Source organism: Microcoleus harperi Pol14_C6, assembly GCF_036701295.1.
Taxonomy (GTDB): Bacteria; Cyanobacteriota; Cyanobacteriia; order Cyanobacteriales; family Microcoleaceae; genus Microcoleus.
The window spans coordinates 1-21,918 of the sequence record NZ_JAUBQN010000049.1 but is presented as its reverse complement, the minus strand read 5'-3'; the positions used below and the strand labels follow the sequence as shown (position 1 = coordinate 21,918).

Annotated in this window: 12 protein-coding genes and 1 tRNA gene; 5 read left to right on the top strand and 8 right to left on the bottom strand. The window is 45.3% G+C overall.

Annotated elements, in window-relative coordinates:
* Window positions 1–43: 43 nt before the first annotated feature.
* From QUA27_RS24070 to QUA27_RS24040, 7 genes are all read right to left on the bottom strand, one after another.
* Window positions 44–3,478 carry a PAS domain S-box protein gene (locus tag QUA27_RS24070; RefSeq protein WP_333071166.1) on the bottom strand — a complete coding sequence of 1,145 codons (3,435 nt, stop codon included), beginning with the start codon at window positions 3,476–3,478 and terminating at the stop codon, window positions 44–46.
* A 74-nt stretch (window positions 3,479–3,552) separates the two neighbouring features.
* Window positions 3,553–5,457, bottom strand: a complete 1,905-nt coding sequence (locus tag QUA27_RS24065; protein WP_333071164.1) for a response regulator — start codon at window positions 5,455–5,457, stop codon at window positions 3,553–3,555.
* A 273-nt stretch (window positions 5,458–5,730) separates the two neighbouring features.
* On the bottom strand, window positions 5,731–9,066 hold the full coding sequence (dpdE, locus tag QUA27_RS24060; protein ID WP_333071163.1) for a protein DpdE: 3,336 nt from the start codon (window positions 9,064–9,066) through the stop codon (window positions 5,731–5,733).
* A 345-nt stretch (window positions 9,067–9,411) separates the two neighbouring features.
* The gene (locus tag QUA27_RS24055; RefSeq protein ID WP_333071162.1) at window positions 9,412–10,068 is read right to left on the bottom strand and encodes a glutathione S-transferase; all 657 of its coding nucleotides are present in this window, start codon (window positions 10,066–10,068) and stop codon (window positions 9,412–9,414) included.
* A 200-nt stretch (window positions 10,069–10,268) separates the two neighbouring features.
* Window positions 10,269–11,216 (bottom strand): oxygen-dependent tRNA uridine(34) hydroxylase TrhO, encoded by a 948-nt coding sequence (trhO, locus tag QUA27_RS24050; protein WP_333071160.1) that lies wholly within the window; start codon window positions 11,214–11,216, stop codon window positions 10,269–10,271.
* A gap of 54 nt (window positions 11,217–11,270) precedes the next feature.
* A tRNA-Gly gene (locus tag QUA27_RS24045) sits at window positions 11,271–11,342 on the bottom strand.
* An 81-nt stretch (window positions 11,343–11,423) separates the two neighbouring features.
* Window positions 11,424–11,678 (bottom strand): HEAT repeat domain-containing protein, encoded by a 255-nt coding sequence (locus tag QUA27_RS24040; RefSeq protein ID WP_333071158.1) that lies wholly within the window; start codon window positions 11,676–11,678, stop codon window positions 11,424–11,426.
* A 314-nt stretch (window positions 11,679–11,992) separates the two neighbouring features.
* Here QUA27_RS24040 and QUA27_RS27645 point away from each other — a divergent pair, with 314 nt between their 5' ends.
* Both QUA27_RS27645 and QUA27_RS24035 read left to right on the top strand, forming a co-directional pair.
* Entirely contained in the window at window positions 11,993–12,097 is a 105-nt protein-coding gene (locus QUA27_RS27645) for a DUF8630 family protein (RefSeq protein ID WP_510175269.1), read from the top strand.
* Between the two features lie 595 nt (window positions 12,098–12,692).
* Window positions 12,693–16,436, top strand: a complete 3,744-nt coding sequence (locus tag QUA27_RS24035; protein ID WP_333071155.1) for a chemotaxis protein CheB — start codon at window positions 12,693–12,695, stop codon at window positions 16,434–16,436.
* A 223-nt stretch (window positions 16,437–16,659) separates the two neighbouring features.
* Here the strand turns inward: QUA27_RS24035 and QUA27_RS24030 are convergent, their stop codons facing one another.
* Window positions 16,660–18,453 (bottom strand): efflux RND transporter periplasmic adaptor subunit, encoded by a 1,794-nt coding sequence (locus QUA27_RS24030; protein ID WP_333071153.1) that lies wholly within the window; start codon window positions 18,451–18,453, stop codon window positions 16,660–16,662.
* Between the two features lie 411 nt (window positions 18,454–18,864).
* Here QUA27_RS24030 and QUA27_RS24025 point away from each other — a divergent pair, with 411 nt between their 5' ends.
* The 3 genes from QUA27_RS24025 (at window position 18,865) to QUA27_RS24015 (ending at window position 21,780) form a co-directional block, all read left to right on the top strand.
* The gene (locus QUA27_RS24025; RefSeq protein WP_333071151.1) at window positions 18,865–19,998 is read left to right on the top strand and encodes an AI-2E family transporter; all 1,134 of its coding nucleotides are present in this window, start codon (window positions 18,865–18,867) and stop codon (window positions 19,996–19,998) included.
* 154 nt (window positions 19,999–20,152) lie between these two features.
* Window positions 20,153–21,220 carry an ABC transporter permease gene (locus tag QUA27_RS24020; RefSeq protein WP_333071149.1) on the top strand — a complete coding sequence of 356 codons (1,068 nt, stop codon included), beginning with the start codon at window positions 20,153–20,155 and terminating at the stop codon, window positions 21,218–21,220.
* Between the two features lie 65 nt (window positions 21,221–21,285).
* The gene (locus tag QUA27_RS24015; protein ID WP_333071193.1) at window positions 21,286–21,780 is read left to right on the top strand and encodes a tyrosine-type recombinase/integrase; all 495 of its coding nucleotides are present in this window, start codon (window positions 21,286–21,288) and stop codon (window positions 21,778–21,780) included.
* Window positions 21,781–21,918: the final 138 nt, after the last annotated feature.

The window sequence follows — 21,918 nt, the reverse complement described above, 5'->3', positions numbered from 1 at the left end:
GAGATTTTGGATTTGGGATTGATGCTACAGATTAATCTAAGCGTTATTCAATGTTGGGTAAGGGTAGGGTGAAGCAAAATGTGCTGCCTTCACCTAAGATACTTTCCGCCCAGATTTTGCCGCCATGCCGCTCAACAATACTGCGACAGATTGCTAAACCTAAACCGGTGCCTCCTTTTTCACGGGAGTCGGAGGCATCGACTTGCTGAAATCGCCCAAAAACCAGTTCTAGTTTATCTGCTGGAATTCCTCGTCCGCGATCGCTAACTTGGAACAGCACAAAGTCTGTCTGGTTTTCGGCACTCAGATGAATTGTGGAATCGGCAGGTGAGAATTTAATCGCATTACTGAGCAAATTTGTTAAGGTTTGGACGATCGCATCTCCTGTTGCCCAGACTTCTGCATCTGTGGGGTTAACGATTAATGAGATCTGCTCTTTAGTAGCCAGAGCCTGAAGGCTATCTACTGCTTGCTGCATCAAATCGGCAGCTTTGCAAACGGTTTTCTCGACAATTGCCCGCCCGGAGTCTAGGCGCTCCAAATCTAAAATATCATTAACCAGGTTCACTAATCTATTGGTATCGAGGAAGGCAATTTCTATCATGCGTCTAGATTTTTCGGGCTTTTTATCATAAATCCCACTTTTTATTAGTCCCAATGACATTTGAATTCCTGCCAAAGGAGTCCGAAGTTCATGGCTGACAATACCAATGAACTCATTTTTAATGTGTTCGATCTTTTGTCTTTCGGTAATATCTTCCCCAATGCTGATAGTTCCAATGAGGTTTCCCTCTGAATCTTGCAGCATGGTATTGTTCCACGCAATAAATCGTTCCTCAGCCGATTTTGTTAAGATAAAATTTTGATAATAGGGATGATAGTTATGAGCTAAAACTTCCGAAAAAATAACTTTAACCGGTTCTTGAATAGGACGGGGTAAAAAGTTTTCAAACCAATTTTTTCCGATGACTTCTGGGTTAGTATATCCTGTGAGTTTTAAGAAAAAAGGATTAACATAATTAACATTTCCCGATCGATCGAGTCCGACAACAATCAACTGCACGTTATCCAAGAGGGATCGCCAGCGTCGTTCGGCTTCTCGGATCGTGGCTTCGGCTTGTTTGCGTTCTTGCAGTTCTAGCTGAAGTTGTCGGTAGAGTTTGGATTGCTGGATGGCGATCGACAATTGGCTGGCAATCTGTTCAACTAATTCTATTTCCCAGAATTTCCATTGACGAGGTGCCGTATTTTGGTAGATAGCTAACAAACCCCAGAGATTTTCTCTCAAAAATATCGGAAAAACTGCATAACTTTTTGCTTGTAGTTGTTCCACTAGCTCGATATGACAGGGTTGAAGTGCAGCGCTGTAAATATTATTAACCACCAAACTTTCATGATTTCGGAATCGACCGCCGTGAGTTTCTTGCAGATAGGTATCTACACAATTTTTTTGAAGTTCGCTTCCTATCAGTTTTCTCCAACCCTCACCAACTGACTCCACGACAAAATCACCACTCCAATCCGGATTAAATCGGTAAATAGTAGTGCGATCGGTTTGTAATGTCTGCCTAATTTCAGTAACAGCAGTATTTAGAACGGCATTCAGATCCAAAGATTGGCGAATCCCTTGAGTAATCCTCCAGAGCAAATTTTCCTTTCGGGATTTCTGTAGTAAGGCTGCTTCCGCCTCTTGTCGAACTTCTTCGAGGTGCTTCGCTACTGTGATATCTTGATGAACGGCCACCATAACATCGCCATAGTCGGAATGATTGAATATAGAGCAAGTTGCACTGCACCAAAATGGAGTCCCATCTTTCTTGACATTGTGGACTTCATAGCTAAATTCATTATTTTGTAAAACGGCAGACCGAATAGCTTGATTTACATCTTCAGGATTGGCCGATTCGCTGCCATAGTTGAGAATCGAAACGTGCTGACCGTTGAGTTCGCCAAAGTCATAGCCAAACATCTGCTCAAATTTAGGATTGGCATAGACAATAACTGCATTATCTGCTCTTACTAAACAAATGCCTTCCGCCATGTTGCGGGTAATGACAGCCTGAAGCTCAAGCATTTGTTCGGCTTGTTTAAGTTTAGTCAGATCGCGCAGAATGACGATTACCCCTACAATATTTTCGTCTCTATCACGTAAAGGCGTATAGGTAACGCTCAAAAATTGCCTGCCTAAATTGGCAGAGTCAAACCAGCTTTCATACTGAATTATTTCGCCAGCCAAACATCTGTCTAACCTAGGTTTAATCAAGTGATCGAATACGTCTGCATCCACGATATTGCTAACAGAATTCCCGATAACTTCGCTTTCAGATTTGTTGCACCGAGTCAAATAAGCTTGATTGGCTATTTGATAAATATAGTTGCTATTCAGCAGTACAATCGCATCTGTTGTATTGAATACGATGCTTTCATATTGGCGGAAGGCTGCTTCACTAAGTTTGCGATCGGTGATATCAAATACGCTAGAACGACTCATCATGAAGTTACCTGCTTCATCATACATTGCTGTAGCATTTAAGTTTATCCAAATGGGTTTTCCGTTTTTATTCAAGAGCTGAAGCTCTAAATTGTTTAGGTAGCCTTGTTTTTTTAATAAGGTAAAGTTTTGATAGTAAATATTTTGACTTGCAAGTGTCATCAAATCAATAATTTTCTTTTTATGCACAATTTCATCGCGGGTATAGCCTAACCACTTCAATTCCGTATCATTAATCATAATTATTGTTCCGACTGCATCTAGGGAATGATAGCCACAGGGAGCATTATTATAGAGGTCTTCAACTTGATTGATATATTGTTGCAAGCTATGGTTGGCTTCAGTAAGTTCTGCCGTCCGTTCTATGACTCGTTGTTCGAGTTCAGTATTGAGTTGTTGTAGGGCAATTTCTGCTTGTTGCCGCTCCCTCAGTTCCGTTTGTACTCGCTCAAATAAATCAGCTTGCTGAATAGCAATTTCAACTTGAGTTGCTAGCTGTCGCATGAGTTCAATTTCTGAGGATTGCCATTCGCGAGGTTCTGCACAGTGATGGGCAATCAATAATCCCCAAAGTTCTTGTCTCTCAAGGATAGGAACAACCAGGTTAGCTCTCACTTGAAAATTTGCCAGGAATTCCCGGTGACAAGTATCAATTCCGGCAGTATAAATATCTGATTTAGAGGTGAATAAGCCTTGTTTGAAGTGTTCGATATAGCTTTCAGCAAAGCAAGGAGCGTGTATCTGAGTGGATAAGATTGCTGTCCATTCTGAACCAACGGACTCTACCACCACCTTTGGGCTCCAGTCTGGAGCAAATTGGCAGATAATTACGCGATCGCATTGCAGAACGTTTCTGAGGTCAGTTACCGTAGTGTTGAGAATATCTTCTAGTTTGAGGGATGCGGAGAGAGAAAGTGCTGTTTTAGCCAGGATTGGCTGTGGCTGTTGTTGCCATTTCCCATAATCTTCATCAGTATGTTCTGTCATTAATCTACTTAATTAATTACATTTTTTAGATTGAGGCAGAAACCGGGTTTTTAGCCTTCGCGCGTAAGTTCTATTTAAGTATTCGCAGGCTTAAGTACAGGACGAGTACGCTTAATTCGGCTGAGTACCCGCGTGACTAATTCAGGCCCTAATATCGGCTTGGTAATAAAATCATCGGCTCCCGCTGCAAAGGCTTGTTGCAAAAATGCTGGATCGGTATGGGCTGTCACCACCAAAATCGGTAAATTTTCCCATTGGATATCCTGTCGGACGACCTGACACAATTCTAAGCCGCTGACGATCGGCATTTCTAGATCCAGCACTACTAAATCGGGCTTAGTGGTAATTAACACCTCCCAAAATTGTTGTGGTTCTTTGAGATTTGTCACCTCAAGTCCCCAAGGAGTCAGCAACCCTGATAATTTAACCAGCATCACAGGGTCATCATCTACGATTAAGACTTTGGCTTCTGAAGTTTTGGGACTGGGTAGAACACGGGTTATCGCTCGAAAAATTTGCTCGGTGGTTGCAGGTTTCTGGAGAAATTGCTTAGCACCTAAGCGCGATACAGCCAAGCGATCGGCAAGGCTATCTCGTCCGGTAAAAACGATTATAGGAAGATTAGGCGATCGCTCGGTCAGCTCTCGCAGTAGCGTCAATCCATCTTCCTCTGTCTCTGCAAAGCTTAAATCTAGTAACATCACATCGGGCATTGACAAAGCAAGACGCGATCGGGCAGCAGTAATATTCGGCGCAATTTTCATCCGCAATCCCCAAGCTTCGGATTCCACTTGCAATCGCTCCGTTAATGCAGCATCATCATCAACTACCACAACCCGAGAGTTAAAATTTGAAATAGTAGAAACTGGTGCAGCCGTTGATGTAATCGGTGTTGTGGCTAATTCCTGCTGTAATCCTGTCACAAATTCCGAGAAGCGGGTAATTTCCTCAGCAGTTAAAGAGCGATCGTTTATGAGCAAATGCTCTGCCGAGCGGGCTAATTTCGAGCCTTCGGGATAACCAAAAGAACCCAGAGAGCCGGCTAATTTATGAGCTTCCTGTTTGGCCGCTTGCTGTAATTCTGTTGCTAAATTTCCTGCTAATAGAGCAGTTTTTGCCCTATCCAATACAGCAATTTGTTGGTTGAAGCTTCCCCGAAACCGCTCTAACACTTTGTCGCTTTCCGACTTATCTACCCCGCGAGATTGATGTTTTTTGGTGCCGTCAATCCCAGGATTATTTGAACTAGACGAAGTAGATTGGGGGTACGGTTTCAGTCGATAGCCCATGCCATAAATTGTTTCGATAATTTCTTCAGTTAAGCCGCCTGCCTTCAGTTTCTTTCTGACATCCTTAATATGAGTGATAATAGCGCGATCCGTTGGTGCTTCATCAAATCCCCACAGACGATCCAAAATAGCACTGCGGCTAAAGATGCGATCGGGATTTCGCAGTAATAATTCCAGCACATTATATTCTGTCGCTGTCAGTGAAATTATTTGTTCGCCAAATGTCACTCTACCAGCATCCAAATCTAAACAAAGAGCTCCCCAAGTCAATGTATTAGGCGGTGAATTCGGAGTAGAAACTCCTGGGGAAAGTGCTTTACTGCGTCGCAATAAAGTTCGGATTCTTGCCAGCAATACTTCCGTAGCAAAAGGCTTGCTGATGTAATCATCGGCACCCGCATCGAAAAGAGCCACCACCTCCGCATCTGAATCCTTTGCAGTCATTAACAGGATCGGTTTGCAGTAACCTTGCGATCGCAGTTGCCGACATAGACTAATTACATCTAGTTTGGCAACCTGCACGTCTAACAAAATCAGGTCATACTCAATTGCTGCTGCCAAGTCTAGACCCAATTGTCCATCATTTGCCCGATCGAACCCGTAATGATTTGCTTCCAACACCTTTGCCAGTGTTGCACTCAGCCCTCCATCGTCCTCTACTAGCAGAATTTTTATCGGAGACTTCTTCATTTTGGCTGTGCGGTACAATTTCCATGCGATCGACGCGCTTTGATGTCAGGCCGAAGCGTTGCTTTTAACTAAATCACTGCTACTCATTACTACTCCATTTATCTTACCCTTTTTACAGTCCCATAATCTAAAAATTGCTGCCACTTCTGCAGTTTACATAAGACTGATCCCCCATCCATCCATCTGCGTCCATCCGCGTTTATCCGCCTGTATCTGCGGTTAAAAAAGAGCGATCGCCCTCAAAAAGAGCGATCGATCGCCCTCCCAAACAAATTATCCTTCATCCTCCGACTTTACAGGAGGACGCCCAGAAATCACAATAAATCCAACAGATTCGAGAGTCAGGTTTGGGCGGCGAATACCATCTAAAACCGCTTGACTCAACAAACTTTCGGTATTGATTTCCTCAGCCAAAACCGATTCTAAAAGTTGTTCAGATTTAGAAAGTCGATTCAAGCGCAATTGCAATTGATTCACCCGGTTTTCGAGTTGGATAGCAGCAGTGACAGCAGATCGATCGCACATTTCCACAAAAGCCGATCGCCCGCGCAGCAATTCCTCCGATACCACCCGTCCCTTTTGGCAAAAATCATCCCATTCTAGCGGATCGACAAAACTGTCAAGCAGCGACGTGCGATTTTTCGACAAATTGTAATCCCGATTCAGCCCGCCTTTCCCCTTATAAGCCCGCTGCAAAATTGCCAGAAGTTCCGCATCTTCCACCAGAGAAATTTCTTCGCTGCGAGCATCTACAAACACAGTTTCAAAAATTGGCAGAAACAGAGCATCAGCGCGGCGCTGCAAAGCTTTTAAGTTGTAATTTTCGATGTTTTGTGCTTGCAAAACTTGCTCGGCAGGCTGCACATCAGTCTGGATTGAATAATTAAACTGAAAGCCAAACCACTCCTTCCCAGGCGCAGCATCCCAACTTTCATCATGCCGCCACATGGCAAAAGCTTGACCCCGATCGTCCCAGCGAATATAAGAGCCAAGTGCATCGATCAATCCCTCACCAATTCGGTAAAGAGCGACATCCGCATTCTGATGAGCAATGCGGCGATTGTAACTACCATATTGCTGGCAATAAGGAATCAATCTGGTTCTCAAATCGTTCGACGGAATCAACGTTTTTTGAGTAGGTTGATAGCGCAGCAACCCCGATACACTCGGATGTTCGATTTGTTTGAAGTGAAGAGCTTGACACAACCACCCCTCAGTTGCCCGCTGCATTTCTTTATGCTTAGCATCGCAGTTGTCGAGAGATTCAAAATACTGAGATGCGCTGTCATCAAGAGTGTCAATTTCATCGAGAACGTACTGTTCGTCTATTTTGATTTTCTCTTGTTCGATTTCAGTTTTAATCGCTTCAATTTCGCTGGATAAGCCCTTGCCTCCCTCAGCAAACAACTTTTCTTCAAGTTTGAGAAGTTTTTCCTCAGCATAAAACTGAAGGCTGGCAATAGATTTGTTGAAGATATCAAACCCATCTTTTAAAACTTGAAACCAAGCTTCGTGGGGACTCTCCGGCAAATCCGGGCCTGCAAACAAACAAAATTGGGTTCCCATTTTGCTGCCAATGCGATCGACTCTGCCGAGTCTTTGTTCTAACTGGTTGGGAAACCACGGCAAATCGAAGTGAACTAACCAATCTGTCACTTGTAGATTTACCCCTACTTCCGCCGATCGATCGCACACTAAGATAAAACAATGGGGTTCAGTCTTAAACCGCTTGAGACTAGCCTCAACATCATCAGCCGATTTGGTCGTGTCATGGCTGGCGATCGCATTTTTACCAAAGATTTTAGCTAAATTTTCCGCAATCTCTTTACAAGTTGCAGTAAAACTGGTAAAAATCACAATCTTCGGAAAACGCTCGCCCGGAATCGGCCGTTTAATTTGCTGTTGAATTCTCGACAGCAAATCGCGAGGTTTGCTGTGATACTCGCGCGGAACCTTCAAAGCCACTGCCAGAAATCGGAGAATCGCGATTCGCAACAAACTCAGTCGATCGAGTCCTTCCTGGGGCTTTTCCAGGGTGTTGAGCAAGGTTTCCAGTATTTCCCTTTCTTCGGGAAACAGCGCAGTTTTGGTCAAAATTGCCGTGTCATTTTGTCCAAATTCGCGATCGAGTTCTGGAGTCGATTTTTTCTGCAAACGAGCTTTGACCACCCGTTCTAAAACATTCAGCCAAGTACCGGAAGCGCGGAAAAACAGCAGAAAAATTCTCTGGTATTCGCTCGACTTGGGAGCGACTGTGCGCCATTTATCGAGTACGGTTTGAATTTCCGACCACTGTTCGTCATTCAGATCGTACTCGGTTTTGGGGACAGCATCTCGATCGAAAATCACATCTTCAACTGCATCGCGGCGGTTGCGAAGGATGCGGCGGTGCAGGCGGTAGGTATCGCTAACATGAGTGCGAATAGTTCGGACAAGCCGAGCCTGTTCTGCGGTTTCTTTCGTTTTCAAACAACTTTCTAACTCTGTTGCTAAGCCGATTAAATAATCATCTTTTGCAAAAATAGTGCGAAGTTGAGCGAGTTTTGTTTGCAAAACAGCAGGCTTGGCATTTTCTCGAAAATCTAGCAAAGCGCGACCGATTTCCTGACGGTTTTGCACCTGTTCTTTGAAGCTTTCCAGGTCATCAAGACGGTAAGTTGTGGGATCTAGCAAATGCAGCATCGTTAGAAAATCTTGCTCGCGGCCGAGAACTGGCGTTGCAGATAATAACAATACATTTTTGCTTTTCTGAGCTAGTTTCTGACAGAGTTCAAACGACTGCTGCTGAGTGCGATCGCTCGAATTTGCCATTGCCGCCACATCATGCGCTTCATCAACAATCAGAAAATCTAGGTTGGCGTTGCGACTAATTTGATTGATGTCGCTAACAGCCACAAGCTGCACTCGGTCAGCAAAATGAGACAAATAGAATTTATTTTCTAACTCCTGCCGCCACTGTTCGAGCAAGTATTTCGGAACCAGTACCACAGCGCGTCCGTTGGGTTCATCTAGCAGAAATTGGCGGAGAATTGTGCCGGCTTCTACTGTTTTTCCCAGTCCAGGTTCGTCTGCTAATAAATAGCGCACGATTGGGTCTTCTAGGACGCGCCGGACGACTTCAACTTGGTGCGGATAGAGGTCTATGTTAGCAGAAATTAAACCGGTCATGCCGCGGCTGACGGCCCGCTGTTCGATCGCAGATTGAACGAATGCCAATCGGCGATCGTGAAAATACGGTGTTTCTTGACCTTTGACTGCTAAAATGTCGATCGGATCGGCGATCGGGATATTGCAGCGAACGTAAAGTTCGCTTTCAACAGCTTGCAAACTTTGGCTGTCGGGGAGGTCAATTTCGTACTCTAATTTATCTTCATCCCAGTCATAAACTCGCCCAATTATCCATCTTTCTTGAGTGGTACTCCAGAGGTAGCAGCGGGTTTGGCGCTGAAGTATGGCTTCTTGCAGCAAACCCAAGGGTACAGTTTTGCGGATGCGGTTTTTAACTGAGCAAAAATATTCAACTACCGCCTCGGTACGCGATACCTCGACAACTTTTCCGACTCCCAAATCGTTTCTGGGCGATCGAACTAACGAACCAACATCAATCATAATTTCAGCCTGACAATACTTACTAGATTACAATAAATCCTTTCCAGTTAAAAATTTTAGCAAAATCCAATTTTTGCCTGCGTCACTTTTCTAGTCAAATGACAGTCAATCGATTTTAGATTTTAGATTAAAGATTTTAGATTAAAGAATTGAAAGATTGACCCCACGGATAAATTCGGGGGCTTATTTATCGGATACAGGTTTTTTATTTATTCACGGATGAATCCGGAGGCTTGTACCATGGATGCTTTCGGTCAATCTGGTATTCTCAAAACAATAAGTTTAGCATGGTAAATAACCTTTTGAGAATTAATAAATATGCGGGCAGCGAATAAGAATAAGTAATTACGAGGGAGGAAAAATAACCCCTGGATTACCGGATTCCCATTTCGGATATTTCTGCATAACACTGCTATAAATTTCCGAGTCTGTAAACCCTGCTAACCAAGCTTGTAGAGGAGGCCAAGGCTGTTCGTTAAACCAAGCTCGATCCGTATGAGCGAATTGACGAACAAAAGGTGCGATCGCCATATCAGCCAATGCTATATTGTTACCAACTAAATATTTAGTTGCGCTTAACTGTGCATTGAGTTTGTCCAGGAATAAAGCACCTTCATAACGATGTACTTGGGCATCAACACCGGGATAACGATCGGGGTACTTATAACGGTCAAGATGATATTTAAACCTATCATCAAATAGAGCAATTAGTTCCAGCATTTCTGTAACAGAACCTAGCTGTGGCATCAACCATTTTTCAGGATCGTGTTGTCTCAATGCCCACAACATGATATCGATACTTTGATCGAGTACCCGCCCATCAATATCAATCAATATTGGTACTGTACCTTTGGCAGATACTTCCAACATCTCTTGTGGTTTGTCTCGCAAAACAACTTCCCGTAACTCACACACCCGATTGCTAACCATCAAGGCCAAGCGCGCGCGCATAGCATAGGGACAGCGGCGGAAGGAATACAAAATCGGGTATATTGCTGACATATGTTTAGTCGATCGCGCGATCGGGTTTTTCGGGTCAGAAACCCCATTTCTTCGTAGATTTCTTGTCGCTCAACAATATTTTTCGTAGAAACAGGGTTTCTTTGAGCTTAGTGAATAATAATATAGCAGTTCTCAATAAAGTGAGGTATTCCCTATGCCCTATATCAAGCGTGAACCTCATGTTACTGAGAAAGGCTATATTAGTCGATCGCACCATCTACTTTTTCCTTCGCATCGTAGCGCGCGCCTATGTGTACTTGGTTGCGACGCTTAGCAAGCTCAATCTGACGTTGACGTTCAGATAAGGCTTGTTTTTTGGTTTCAGTTTTTGAGTCATGACAATGAGGACAACTCACACCAAGTACAAATAATTCCGAAGCCTTATCTTCCGGACTAATCGGGTGACGACAACCGCGACAAAGTTCATAGTTACCCGGCTTTAAGTCCTGACCAACAGAAACCCGTTCATCAAAGACAAAACATTCACCTTCCCAACGACTTTCGGCTTCCGGCACCGTTTCCAAATATTTTAAAATTCCGCCCTCGAGATGATAGACTTCATCAAAACCTTGAGTTCGCAAAAACGCAGTCGATTTTTCGCAGCGAATACCACCCGTGCAAAACATTGCCACCTTGGGTTTATTGCGTAAAGCAGCTTCTTGCAGCGCCCATTCAGGTAACTCAGAAAAGCTTTTTGTTTTTGGATTAATAGCGCCTTCAAAAGTACCCATAGATACCTCGAAGTCGTTACGCACATCAACCACAACAACATCGGGATCGTCAAGCAGCTTATTCCACTCCTCCGGCTTAACATATTTGCCAGCCATGAGGCGGGGATTAATGTCCGGTACTCCCATCGTGACGATTTCGCGCTTCAAGCGTATTTTCAGGCGGTAAAAAGGTGCTTTTTCCGAGAAAGATTCCTTGTGTACGAGATCCGCAAAACGGGGGTCACTACGCAAGAATGCCAGCACTGCGCGTACGCCCTCGGATGAGCCGGCAATCGTGCCATTGATGCCTTCTTGGGCCAGCAAGATAGTGCCTTTGACGTTGTTGTTATTGCAACAATCGATTAGAGGTGCTTTCAGCTCAGCAAAATCCGGTAGTTCAACGAACTTATATAAAGCAGCGGTTAAGAAATAAGCCATAGATTGAATTTATAGCACTAATTAATTTTCATACTTCTATGAAAATTCAGTCAAAGCGGACGGTGGGACTCGAACCCACGACGTTCAGCATGGGAAGCTGACATTCTACCACTGAATTACGCCCGCGCTTAGTGTTTTTTACCTGTTTTCACCTTCTTTGACTTTGGAGGCGCAGCGGTAAAAAATGACTAGAAAAACATTGTACAACTATTTTCTGATTTTGAGTATAGCATTTGGACAATCAATTTTGGCCGATCGCCGATCGCACAACTGAGCCATGATACTGTGGCGGACGAGCCAATTGTCATCGCGGGCAAAACCTGCCACTAAATCAGCAATCGCCTCGGTTCCGAACCTTGACAAAGAGTTAGCGGCTTCTGCGCGCACATTCGGATCGCGCGATCGAACTGCATCATTTTTAACAGCGCAGCCATTGAGTCCGCAGTTTGACTGTGCCGCCATCCCATCGCCAGGAACGATCGCACCCTACTTAAACTCCCTATCGTTCACTTTCCTCAGCCACATCGGTAGCCCCACCCCAGAATCGCCCTTTCTCACAGCCGCTACCTCCGACAGCCTGTGTTGAGAATCCGAACTTTGCAGCGCTGCTGGGATTTTCCTAATTTCCCTCAGCCTATTAAAATATATTTTTGTTACTTTTATTGAAGATTTTAGCCAGGATTGCCGGATTTTGGGAAGGTTAAAAAAAATTCAGTTATTAGATTGTGTCTGGAAATTAACAGCCTCAAACTTCAACACCAGAAGAAGTTTAGGAAATAATTGCTGAGTTATATCAATATTGGCAAGAGCCGATCGACGATATCTTGACAATCGCTAAAAAGGTAAAAATATCCCAAAAAGCAGTGATGAAACACTTATAAAATCATCCAGAGATAGTTTATATCGACGGGGCGCTAGCGAATTTGCGATGCCACAACCTGCGTAAAAACGAAATTAATTGCCGTTCTGTAGGGTGTTCTCTTTTTTTTAAGTTTATCTACTTAATTGTACTATTTTTTTTTCGCAGCTTATCCCTAGCCCCATTGATTGAGGAGGGCGGAAAAGATTCCCCTGTCAAGTTTCTTGATGAGTTGGCGGATTTAGACGAACTGGACTCTATGGAAAACCTTCATAGAATTGCTACGATCGCAGAATATGGCAAATTTACTCGTTATCAAATTTCAAGACTACCATTAGTATAATAATGTGTGAGAGATTTCAACCCTCACGATTTTACCCCTGTACCCCTTGAGGCAGGCAGTATGGACATCAATAATAATAATTATAATAATAATAATAATAATTATAAATTATAATAATAATTGGAAAATCGCACGCGCCGACTGTGCCTCAACAGATCCCCCGGTAGATGGATAATCCTTCATTATATTATCTCTTTTATAGATATAATAAAACTAAAAATTTCTCATCACAACAATAATATCTCTTCTGATAGCCAAAAACAGGGTATAAAAAATGACCGAAAAAAAGAATTCCAAGAAATCTCAACCTAAAGGTTGTATCAAAGCCGATCAAAAGCAGCAGAACAATCAAAACGATTTATTTCCTGTAGTTGGAATAGGAGCCTCTGCGGGTGGATTGGAAGCCTTTAACCAATTACTCAGGCATTTACCGATCGATACCGGCATGGCGTTTGTAATAATTCAGCATATGTTGCCGACTCAGGAAAGTGTGTTGAGGGAAATTCTGGCTCGATCGACCCAGATGCCCGTCCATGAGGTAACAGAGGGGATGGCCATAGAACCGAATCATGTCTACGTCATCCCCCCGAATTTCAGCATGACCATCGAGCGAGGGGTGCTGAAGCTAACGCCTCGCGGCACAACAAAGGGGGTATTTATGTCCGTCGATACTTTTCTGGTTTCCCTCGCCACAGAACGGGGGAACCAAGCCATCGGCGTGGTTTTGTCCGGGGGCGACGGCGATGGTGCCCAAGGATTAAAAGCGATTAAGGCTGCAGGCGGTATTACTTTTGCCCAATGTGAAGGATCGGCACAGGTCAGCAGTATGCCGAACACTGCGGTGGCTACGGGTCAGGTAGACTTTATATTGCCACCGGATAAAATTGCCGAGAAAATAGCAGACCTCAGCCGTCATCCCTACATTGCCGATCGGCCTGCGGCAGAATCGACCACCAGCGAAGAAGATACGAGCGAAAATAAAGATGCGATCGCCACCATCTACAGTTTGCTGCGCGCCGCTACAGGAGTTGATTTTACTCACTACAAACAAACCACCTTGAAGCGGCGGATGCAGCGACGGATGGTGCTGTACAAGCTGGAACGGATGGAGGATTATGCCGAATATCTCCAAAACACCCCGACAGAAGTAACGGCGCTTTATCACGATGTCTTCATTCATGTCACCAGCTTTTTCCGTGACCCCGAAAGCTTTGAGGGTTTAAGCAGCAAAATTTTTCCCGAAATCGTTAAAGATAAATCGTCGAAAATACCGATCCGAATTTGGGTGGCCGGCTGTTCAACCGGGGAAGAAGCTTACTCGATCGCCATCTGCTTGTTAGAGTTTTTAGCAGAGCGAGGTACCGACCTGCCGATTCAGATTTATGCGACAGACATCAGCGAAAATGCGATCGCCCATGCGCGCCGTGGCTTTTATACGCCAGCCCAAGTCGCGGATATTTCACCCCAACGCCTGCATCGGTTCTTTGTGCAAGTCGAGGGCGGATACCAAATCACTCAGTCGGTGCGCGAAGTCTGCGTCTTTGCTAAACAAAACCTGATCAGCGATCCGCCGTTTTCCCGGATGGATTTGATCACCTGTCGGAACGTGCTGATCTATCTGGGCCCGCCTTTGCAGAAAAAGCTGCTGCCAATTTTCCACTACGGGCTTCGGCCCACGGGCTTTTTGCTGTTAGGCACTTCGGAAACGGTTGGTGACTTTTCAGAATTGTTTACCCTATTAGACAAAAAGAACAAAATTTATACTAAAAAACCGCTGTCGCATTGGCTAAGCATGGATTTAACTGCTAGCAACTATCCTGTGACACTTCTCAACCCAGCGCTGGCGACGGAAAGCTTAAACGAAATCGAAATCGAGAAACAGGCCGATCGCATTGTTTTGAATAACTATGCGCCTGTCGGCGTCGTAATTAACACAGCCAGAGAGATTCTGCAATTTCGAGGACAGACGAATGCCTACCTAGAACCGTCTCCCGGTAGGGCTAGCTTGAATTTGCTGAGAATGGCAAAAGAAGGATTGCGCCTCGAACTCCGCAGTGCAATTGAACAGGCCTCCCAGCACCAGTTGCCGATCGCGCGCGAAGGCTTGCAAATTAGAGAAAGGGATCGCATCCGGCAGGTCAAAATTAATGTGATTCCATTCCCCACAGGCGCGGCCACAAAACACTATTTTTTAGTTTTGTTTCAAGACGAGCGGCCGATCCCTGCAATGTCTGCTGCTGTAAAGGATGGTAAAGTTAACTCCGATGCTTTAGAGGGTGAAAGTTTGGAAATTGCGAGGCTGCAAGAAGAACTCAAAATCACAAAAGACCACCTGCAATCGATCGTCCAAGAACATCAAGCCGCTAACCAAGATTTGAGAGCGGCCAACGAAGAGATTTTATCGAACAACGAAGAGTTGCAAAGTACAAATGAGGAACTCGAAACCGCAAAAGAAGAGATTCAAGCAACCAATGAAGAACTGAACACGATTAATGACGAATTGCAGCGGCGCAATGTTGAATCAACTCAGGTGAGTAACGATTTACAGAATCTGCTCAGCACCATCAATATTCCAATTCTGATGGTGGGAGGCGACCTGCGAATCCGCCGATTTACTCCCGCAATCGAAAGCATCTTCAACTTGATTTCTAGCGATGTCGGGCGCTGTGTGAGCGACATCACTCACAAGTTGATACTGCCGGATTTAGAGCCAATTATTGTAGAGGTGATCCGCACCCTCAATTTGAAAGTTCAGGAGGTTCAAGATCGAGAGGGTCATTGGTACGATCTGCATATTCGACCGTATCGGACGATCGACCACAAGATTGATGGGGCTGTGGTGATGTTGGTGGATATCCACGAGCTCAAAATCAGCGCCCAGCAGTTGACGGAAGCGAAAAACTACGCCGAAACGATCGTCGAAACCGTGCGGGAACCGTTGCTAGTCCTGGATCTAAACCTGCAGGCGATCACCGCCAACCGTTCTTTCTACGAGACGTTTCAGGTGACGCCGAGTCAAACAGAGCAGCGCTCATTGTTCGATCTAGGTAATGGACAGTGGAATCTTCCCAAGTTGCGATCGCTCTTAGAAGAAATTCTGGCAGGAAAGTCCGAGTTTCAAGATTTTGAGGTCGAGCATGACTTTGAGCATATCGGGCATAAAATAATGCTGCTCAATGGCCGCAAAATGCCTCCCATCGGCGATACACAGATGATTCTGTTGGCGGTCGAGGATATCACAGAGCAAAAACAGTTAGAGACAGAACGCAACCTTCGGATTGAAGAACAATCGGCTCGTGCGGCTGCTGAAGAGGCCAACCGCATCAAAGATGAGTTTTTGTCCGTCCTCTCTCACGAACTGCGGACGCCGCTCAATGCGATGATTGGCTGGACACAGTTGCTGCGCCTGAAAAAATTTGACCAGGCTAAAACCGAGGAGGCACTAAAAACGATCGAGCGCGCCGCCAAAGCACAAAACCAGCTCATCGATGACATATTAGACGTTTCGCGGATTACCACAGGCCAGTTTCGGCTCAATGCTTTGGAAACTGAGCTGAATCCACTGGTTGAAAATGCGATGGAGGTGGTTCGTTTGGCAGCAGAAGCCAAAAATCTTCAAATCGAATCCAGGCTAACTCCTTTAACACTAAACGTATTGGGCGATCCAAGCCGTTTACAACAGATAGTGTGGAATCTACTTTCAAACGCGATTAAATTCACCCCAGCCGGAGGAAGAATTGAAGTCGCATTAGACTACATTGATGGCATGGCTCAAATCCAAGTTAGCGATACTGGTAAGGGCATTCACCCTAATTTTCTCCCCTATGTGTTCGAGCGCTTCCGTCAGGCCGATAGTAGTTTCTCTCGCAGAGAGGCTGGATTGGGGCTAGGGCTCTCGATCGTCCGTCATTTAGTAGAACTCCACGGCGGTACTGTTAGTGCAGAAAGTTCAGGTGAGGAACAAGGAGCAAGGTTTACCGTGAGGCTGCCGATACGAACAGATCTCGGAGAAAGTTAGAGGCTAATATTTACCAAAGACATAATTGATATCAATTCCGGTTGTACCGTCCGTGATTGTTAAGTGTTAACTGTGCTTTAATTATGCAATCTCCGTAGACGTGTGCAATCGAAATATTGGCAGTGGTTATCTGGGTTCATCGGCGTCGATCGGCCTTCATCTGCGGCAAAAAAAAGGCAATAATCTCTAAATAACCCTAACTCTAAATAGCCCTAACCAATAACTATTTAGCCACCTTAACCTGAGCGCCATCCTTAAGAAAACCAGCGCCCGTAACAACCACCAGATCGCCCGCCTTCAAACCCTTTTTAACCTCTACCTTAGCAGCAGTTAAATCGCCCACAGCACCCCCGGAAATTTCCCCGATTTCCACTGGTTGAGCCTGCACCTTGTCCTCGCCGACAAGTTTATAAACAATAGAACTGCCGTCAGGTTGTGGCACAATAGCTTTAGCGGGCACTTTGAAACCTTGAGCCGTTGCCGTCGAAATAGATGCGCGCAAAAACATTCCAGATCGCAAAAACGCGCTTGCGGGCAAATCAATCTTCACAGTAGCTTGCCGATTTTGCGGGTCAACTACCGGCGAAATCTCTCGCACAGTTCCTGACAACTTAATCCGCTTGTCAGAATCCGAAGTAATTTGCACTGCTGTTCCCGGCCGCACTTGCGAAAGCTGAGTTTCCGGCACTTTCAATTGCAGTTCCAGCTTGTTCGCCCGAATAATCGAAAAGAGTTTTTGACTTCCGGAAGAAACATCGCCAACTCGACCAATTCTTTCAGCCACAGTGCCACTATCCGGCGCTCGAACAATTGTTTGTTCTAGTTGAGTTTGTAACTGTTTGACTTGGGCATCATTGCTGCGGACACTTGCTGTGTTATTTCCGACATTTGCTCTGGCACTGCTGACACTCGCTCCGGCCGTATTCACTTTTGCACGAGCGCTGGCGAGGGCGGCTCTAGCGGTACTGATATTAGCTTCAGCAGTAGCTACTTTAGCAAGAGAAGATCGCACTTCTTCCGCTGCTTTATTCTGTTCTTGCAAAGCTGTATTCAAGTCAGCTTTAGCTTTGTTTAAGTCTTGAACAGCAGTCTGTCGCTCTGTCTTGCGTCTTTCTAAATCTTGCTGACTAATTACTCCCTGGGTCGCCAAATCTTGGGTGCGATTTACTTCTCTTTGAGCTTGATCTAATTTAGCCTGAGCCGAGGCAATGCCTGCTTTAGCTTGAGTGACACCGGCTTTAGCTTGTTCCACACTGGCTCTTGCCTGCCCGACACCTGTTTTGGCTTGTGCTGCGTCAGCGATGGCTTTTTCAACGCCAGCTTGAGCGTGAGCAACGCCGGCTTGGGCTTCTTGTTGGGCTGACTGAGCTTGCTGCACCTGAGCTTCGGCTTGTTCTACCGTAGAATTGGCCGATTGTACTCCCGCCAGTGCTTCGGCAATTTGCGATCGTAGCACCGAATCGTCCAAAACCGCCATCGTCTGACCTTTTTCTACCGCATCTCCTTCATTCACCAACACCTGCTTGATTTGCAAACCGTTGGCTTGTGGCAGCACCGGCAGCAAGTCATAGGCTGCCACCGCGCCCGTCGCTTCCAGAGTTTCACCCACCTGGGCAGATTCCACAGGCGCCACTGTCACCGTCGGAGCCGTCGCTTGCTGAGTTGCCGATGGAATTGGAGCTGCCGGAGGTGAACTCTGCTTGCCCCCAGTCAAGTTTACTGCTAGCAGCGTTGCAGCCACGCCAACTCCCGCGCCCGCCAACAAGGCGGGCCACCTGATTTCTTTGCGGGGCCCAACTTCAGTTGCTTCTGGTTCCCACTCTTCTGATTGTTCCCCCTCCATTTCTGGAGCTTCTAGGGCAACTTCTCGTTCATCTTCCTCACCGGAGAATGACCAGCGAGAGTGTTCTGAGACCCCACTTTCAGGTACATCCACTGCTGAGTTCTTGTCGCGTCCGCTCTGCACGGGGGGAAGGGGTTGCTTTTCTTCCGCTTCTGAAAAAATTTGATTGGTCACAGTAGTTCCTCTCGCCGCTATTAGCCTGTGGTTTTTTGATTGTAAAGAAAGATTGCGGTTTTTATATTGGATTCATTTTAGCGGATGGCCTCAGCAGTCCCGCGTCCCCCTTTTGGGTGAGTGTGGTGCCCTTTCACCTTACAATGGCGAATTGATCCGAGTTTGTACGATCGACATTTAATTTGATCGGTCTGTGGGGCATACTGAATATTAGAGTGATTTCGGATCGTGGGGTCGATCGGGCTGGCATTGTGTCTCCCTAACTGCCTTAGCCGTCACCTATCTATCAATGCTTAGAAAAGTCAGTCTAATCTTGAACTGATTATTCCTAATCTATACTCTCATGTGTTTATTGTATAATACGGCACATCTGCGGAAAAAATTGTGCCACTTTATTTAAAAAAAATCAAAATGAATAGTCTCTTTTCTCCCCTCCAACAGTTTCTAATTACTTGGCTGCTAGTGCTAGTGACGGGATGGTTTACCCTAACTGCTGTCAGTTATGTTGGGGAACTGGTGAGCATTTTAGTAACAGCGGGACTCATTGCATTTTTATTAAATTATGCAGTAAAAAGACTGCAAGTATTTTTGCCGCGGGGAGTAGCTGCAGGCCTGGTTTATTTAACTGCGGGTGTGATAGTAGTAGTAATAGGTTTAACTATTGTGCCGCCGGTGTTCAGCCAAGCGAGCCAGTTGGGGGTGAGGTTGCCGGAATTGCTGGAGTCGGGGCGGCTGCAGCTAGGTGAATTTCAAGCGTGGAGTGCCGAGCGCAATTTACCGTTTGACGTGCAAATATTCGAGCAGCAACTGTCAGCTAGAGTCCAGGGACAAGTCCAGGCGATCGCCGGTACGGGTTTAGGCTTAGTTGTAGGTACTGTTAACTGGTTTTTGGACTTAATTTTTATTTTGGTAATTTCCTTTTATATGCTCCTAGACGGGAAAAGAGTGTGGCAGGGTTTGACCAGCATTTTTTCCCCAGACATTCGCTATGTTTTAACAGAGACTTTGGAGAGAAACCTTCAGCGATTTGTATCGGGACAGTTATTGCTGGGACTATTTATGGCCATCTCGTTGAGTCTGGCTTTTTGGTGGCTGCAAGTGCCGTTTTTTCTGTTGTTTGCCGTGTTTATAGGATTGACGGAAATAATTCCGTTTATTGGAGCAACTTTGGGAATTGGCACTGTTAGTATAATTGTAGCCTTTATTGATTGGTGGCTGGCGCTGCAAGTTTTGGTAGTGGCGATCGGTCTTCAGCAAATCAAGGATAATTTAGTAGCTCCCCGAATTATGGGCAATCTCACCGGATTAAGTCCGGTAATTATTTTCACAGCTTTGCTCTTAGGAGGAAGAGTGGGAGGATTGTTGGGAGTTATCTTAGCAATCCCGCTCACTGGGGTTGTAAAAAGTATAGTAGAAATTGTACTCAATCCCAAATTGCCGCCCCAAACAGGCTCGTTTTTCTACAATCCTTTTAGCGGCGAGGAATTGGGGAAAATACCAGAAGATGAAACTAGAATAATCTTGGTCGGAGATGAACACAAGTAATCTAATTTTTGTAGTAAGTAATTCAATTATGAAAACTTTTATAAGTCAGGAATTAACTTTTGGCTGCTGAACCCATTAAGATAAAAACTAAAGTCTCTACAAAGAACTTTAGCCTTTATTACTAACTCACTTAAAATTTTCAACCTAAAAACTTATGAAATGGTGGCAAAATCTTAGAAACAATCCTCTAGCTCGCTTGGGAGCCATGCTACTGTTAATTTTTTATACAGTCGCACTTTTCGCCGAATTTGTGGCACCTTACGACCCCTATGACTCTCAATTAAACGGTTCATTGCTGCCACCGACTCAGATTCATTTAACTACGCAAGACGGGCGATTTATCGGGCCCCACGTTTATCCGACTACTCAGGGCCCGGTGGATGCGAATACCGGCGCTCGCGAGGTAATTGTAGACTGGCAAAAACCCTCTGCTGTCGGTTTGTTTGTCAAAGCTTCTCCCTATAAGTTTTTAGGAATTTTGCCTTTAGACAGGCACCTATTTGGCACTACAGGAGAAGGCCAAATTAATCTTTTAGGCACGGATGAACAAGCTCGCGATCAATTCAGTCGCTTAGTACACGGCAGCAGAATTAGCCTCAGCATCGGTTTAGTAGGAATAGCCATTTCTTTTCCCTTGGGATTGTTAATCGGAGGCATATCTGGTTATTTCGGCAGTTGGATTGATAGTATTTTAATGCGTTTCGCCGAAGTATTGATGACGATTCCCGGTCTTTATTTATTAGTAGCGCTAGCAGCAGTATTGCCACCGGGATTGACAAGTGCTCAACGATTTATATTGATTGTGCTGATTACTTCATTTATCAGTTGGGCGAGTTTAGCGCGGGTAATTCGCGGTCAGGTACTATCAATTAAACAGTTAGAATTCGTGCAAGCGGCGCGGGCAATGGGCGCCAATCCAATTTATATTATTGTCCGCCACGTTTTGCCACAAACTGCTACTTATGTAATTATTTCTGCTACTTTGTCTGTTCCGGGTTTTATTGTGGCGGAGTCGGTTTTGAGTTTAATTGGCTTGGGAATTCAACAGCCCGATCCTTCTTGGGGAAATTTATTATCCCTGTCTACTAATGCTTCAATTTTAGTGTTGCAGCCTTGGTTGGTTTGGCCTCCGGCGATACTGATTATTTTGACTGTGTTGGCGTTTAATTTATTGGGGGATGGGCTGCGGGATGCTCTCGATCCGAGAAGCATTCAAAGGTAAGTGGGGGTTAGTAATTTATGCTTTCCAAGCCGAGCCGGTGTAACATTTACGCCGCCTAATTTTGGATTAAGGCGGCTCGGAAAGGGCGCTGGGGACATCGGGACTCTACGCTAATTCTGATGGGCTATCGGCACGGACTGCGGATATCGGAGCTGGTGAACTTGCGCTGGCAGCAGATTAATTTGAAAACTGCTCACATCCACGTTAGGCGGCTCAAGGGTTCGCGGCCGAGCGTTCACCCGCTGGCTGGGGAAGAGATGCGATCGCTCAGGCAGTTGCAGAGAGATTTTCCTGACTCGCCCTACCTGTTTGTTTCAGAGCGGGGCGGGCCGATGACTCCAGACGCGGCAAGGAAGATGATTAAGAAGGCGGGGGAGGTTGCCGAGTTCCAATTTCCAGTACACCCCCATATGCTTCGGCATGGCTGCGGGTACTATTTGGCGGCTAAGGGCATTGACACCAGGGCGATACAGGATTATCTGGGATACGCCAATATCCATCACACAGTCCGCTACACCCAGCTAGCACCGCATCGGTTTGATGGGTTTTGGGACGACTGACAGTTAGATAATCTATAGCCTTTCTCAAAAAGATGAGGTACAATAACAGCAGTGTGTAAATCAGTTAAAAATATTTGACGATGTAACTTGTCCGAACGCAAACTCTATGGCTTTTCCTAATTCTTGATAATTAGTAGT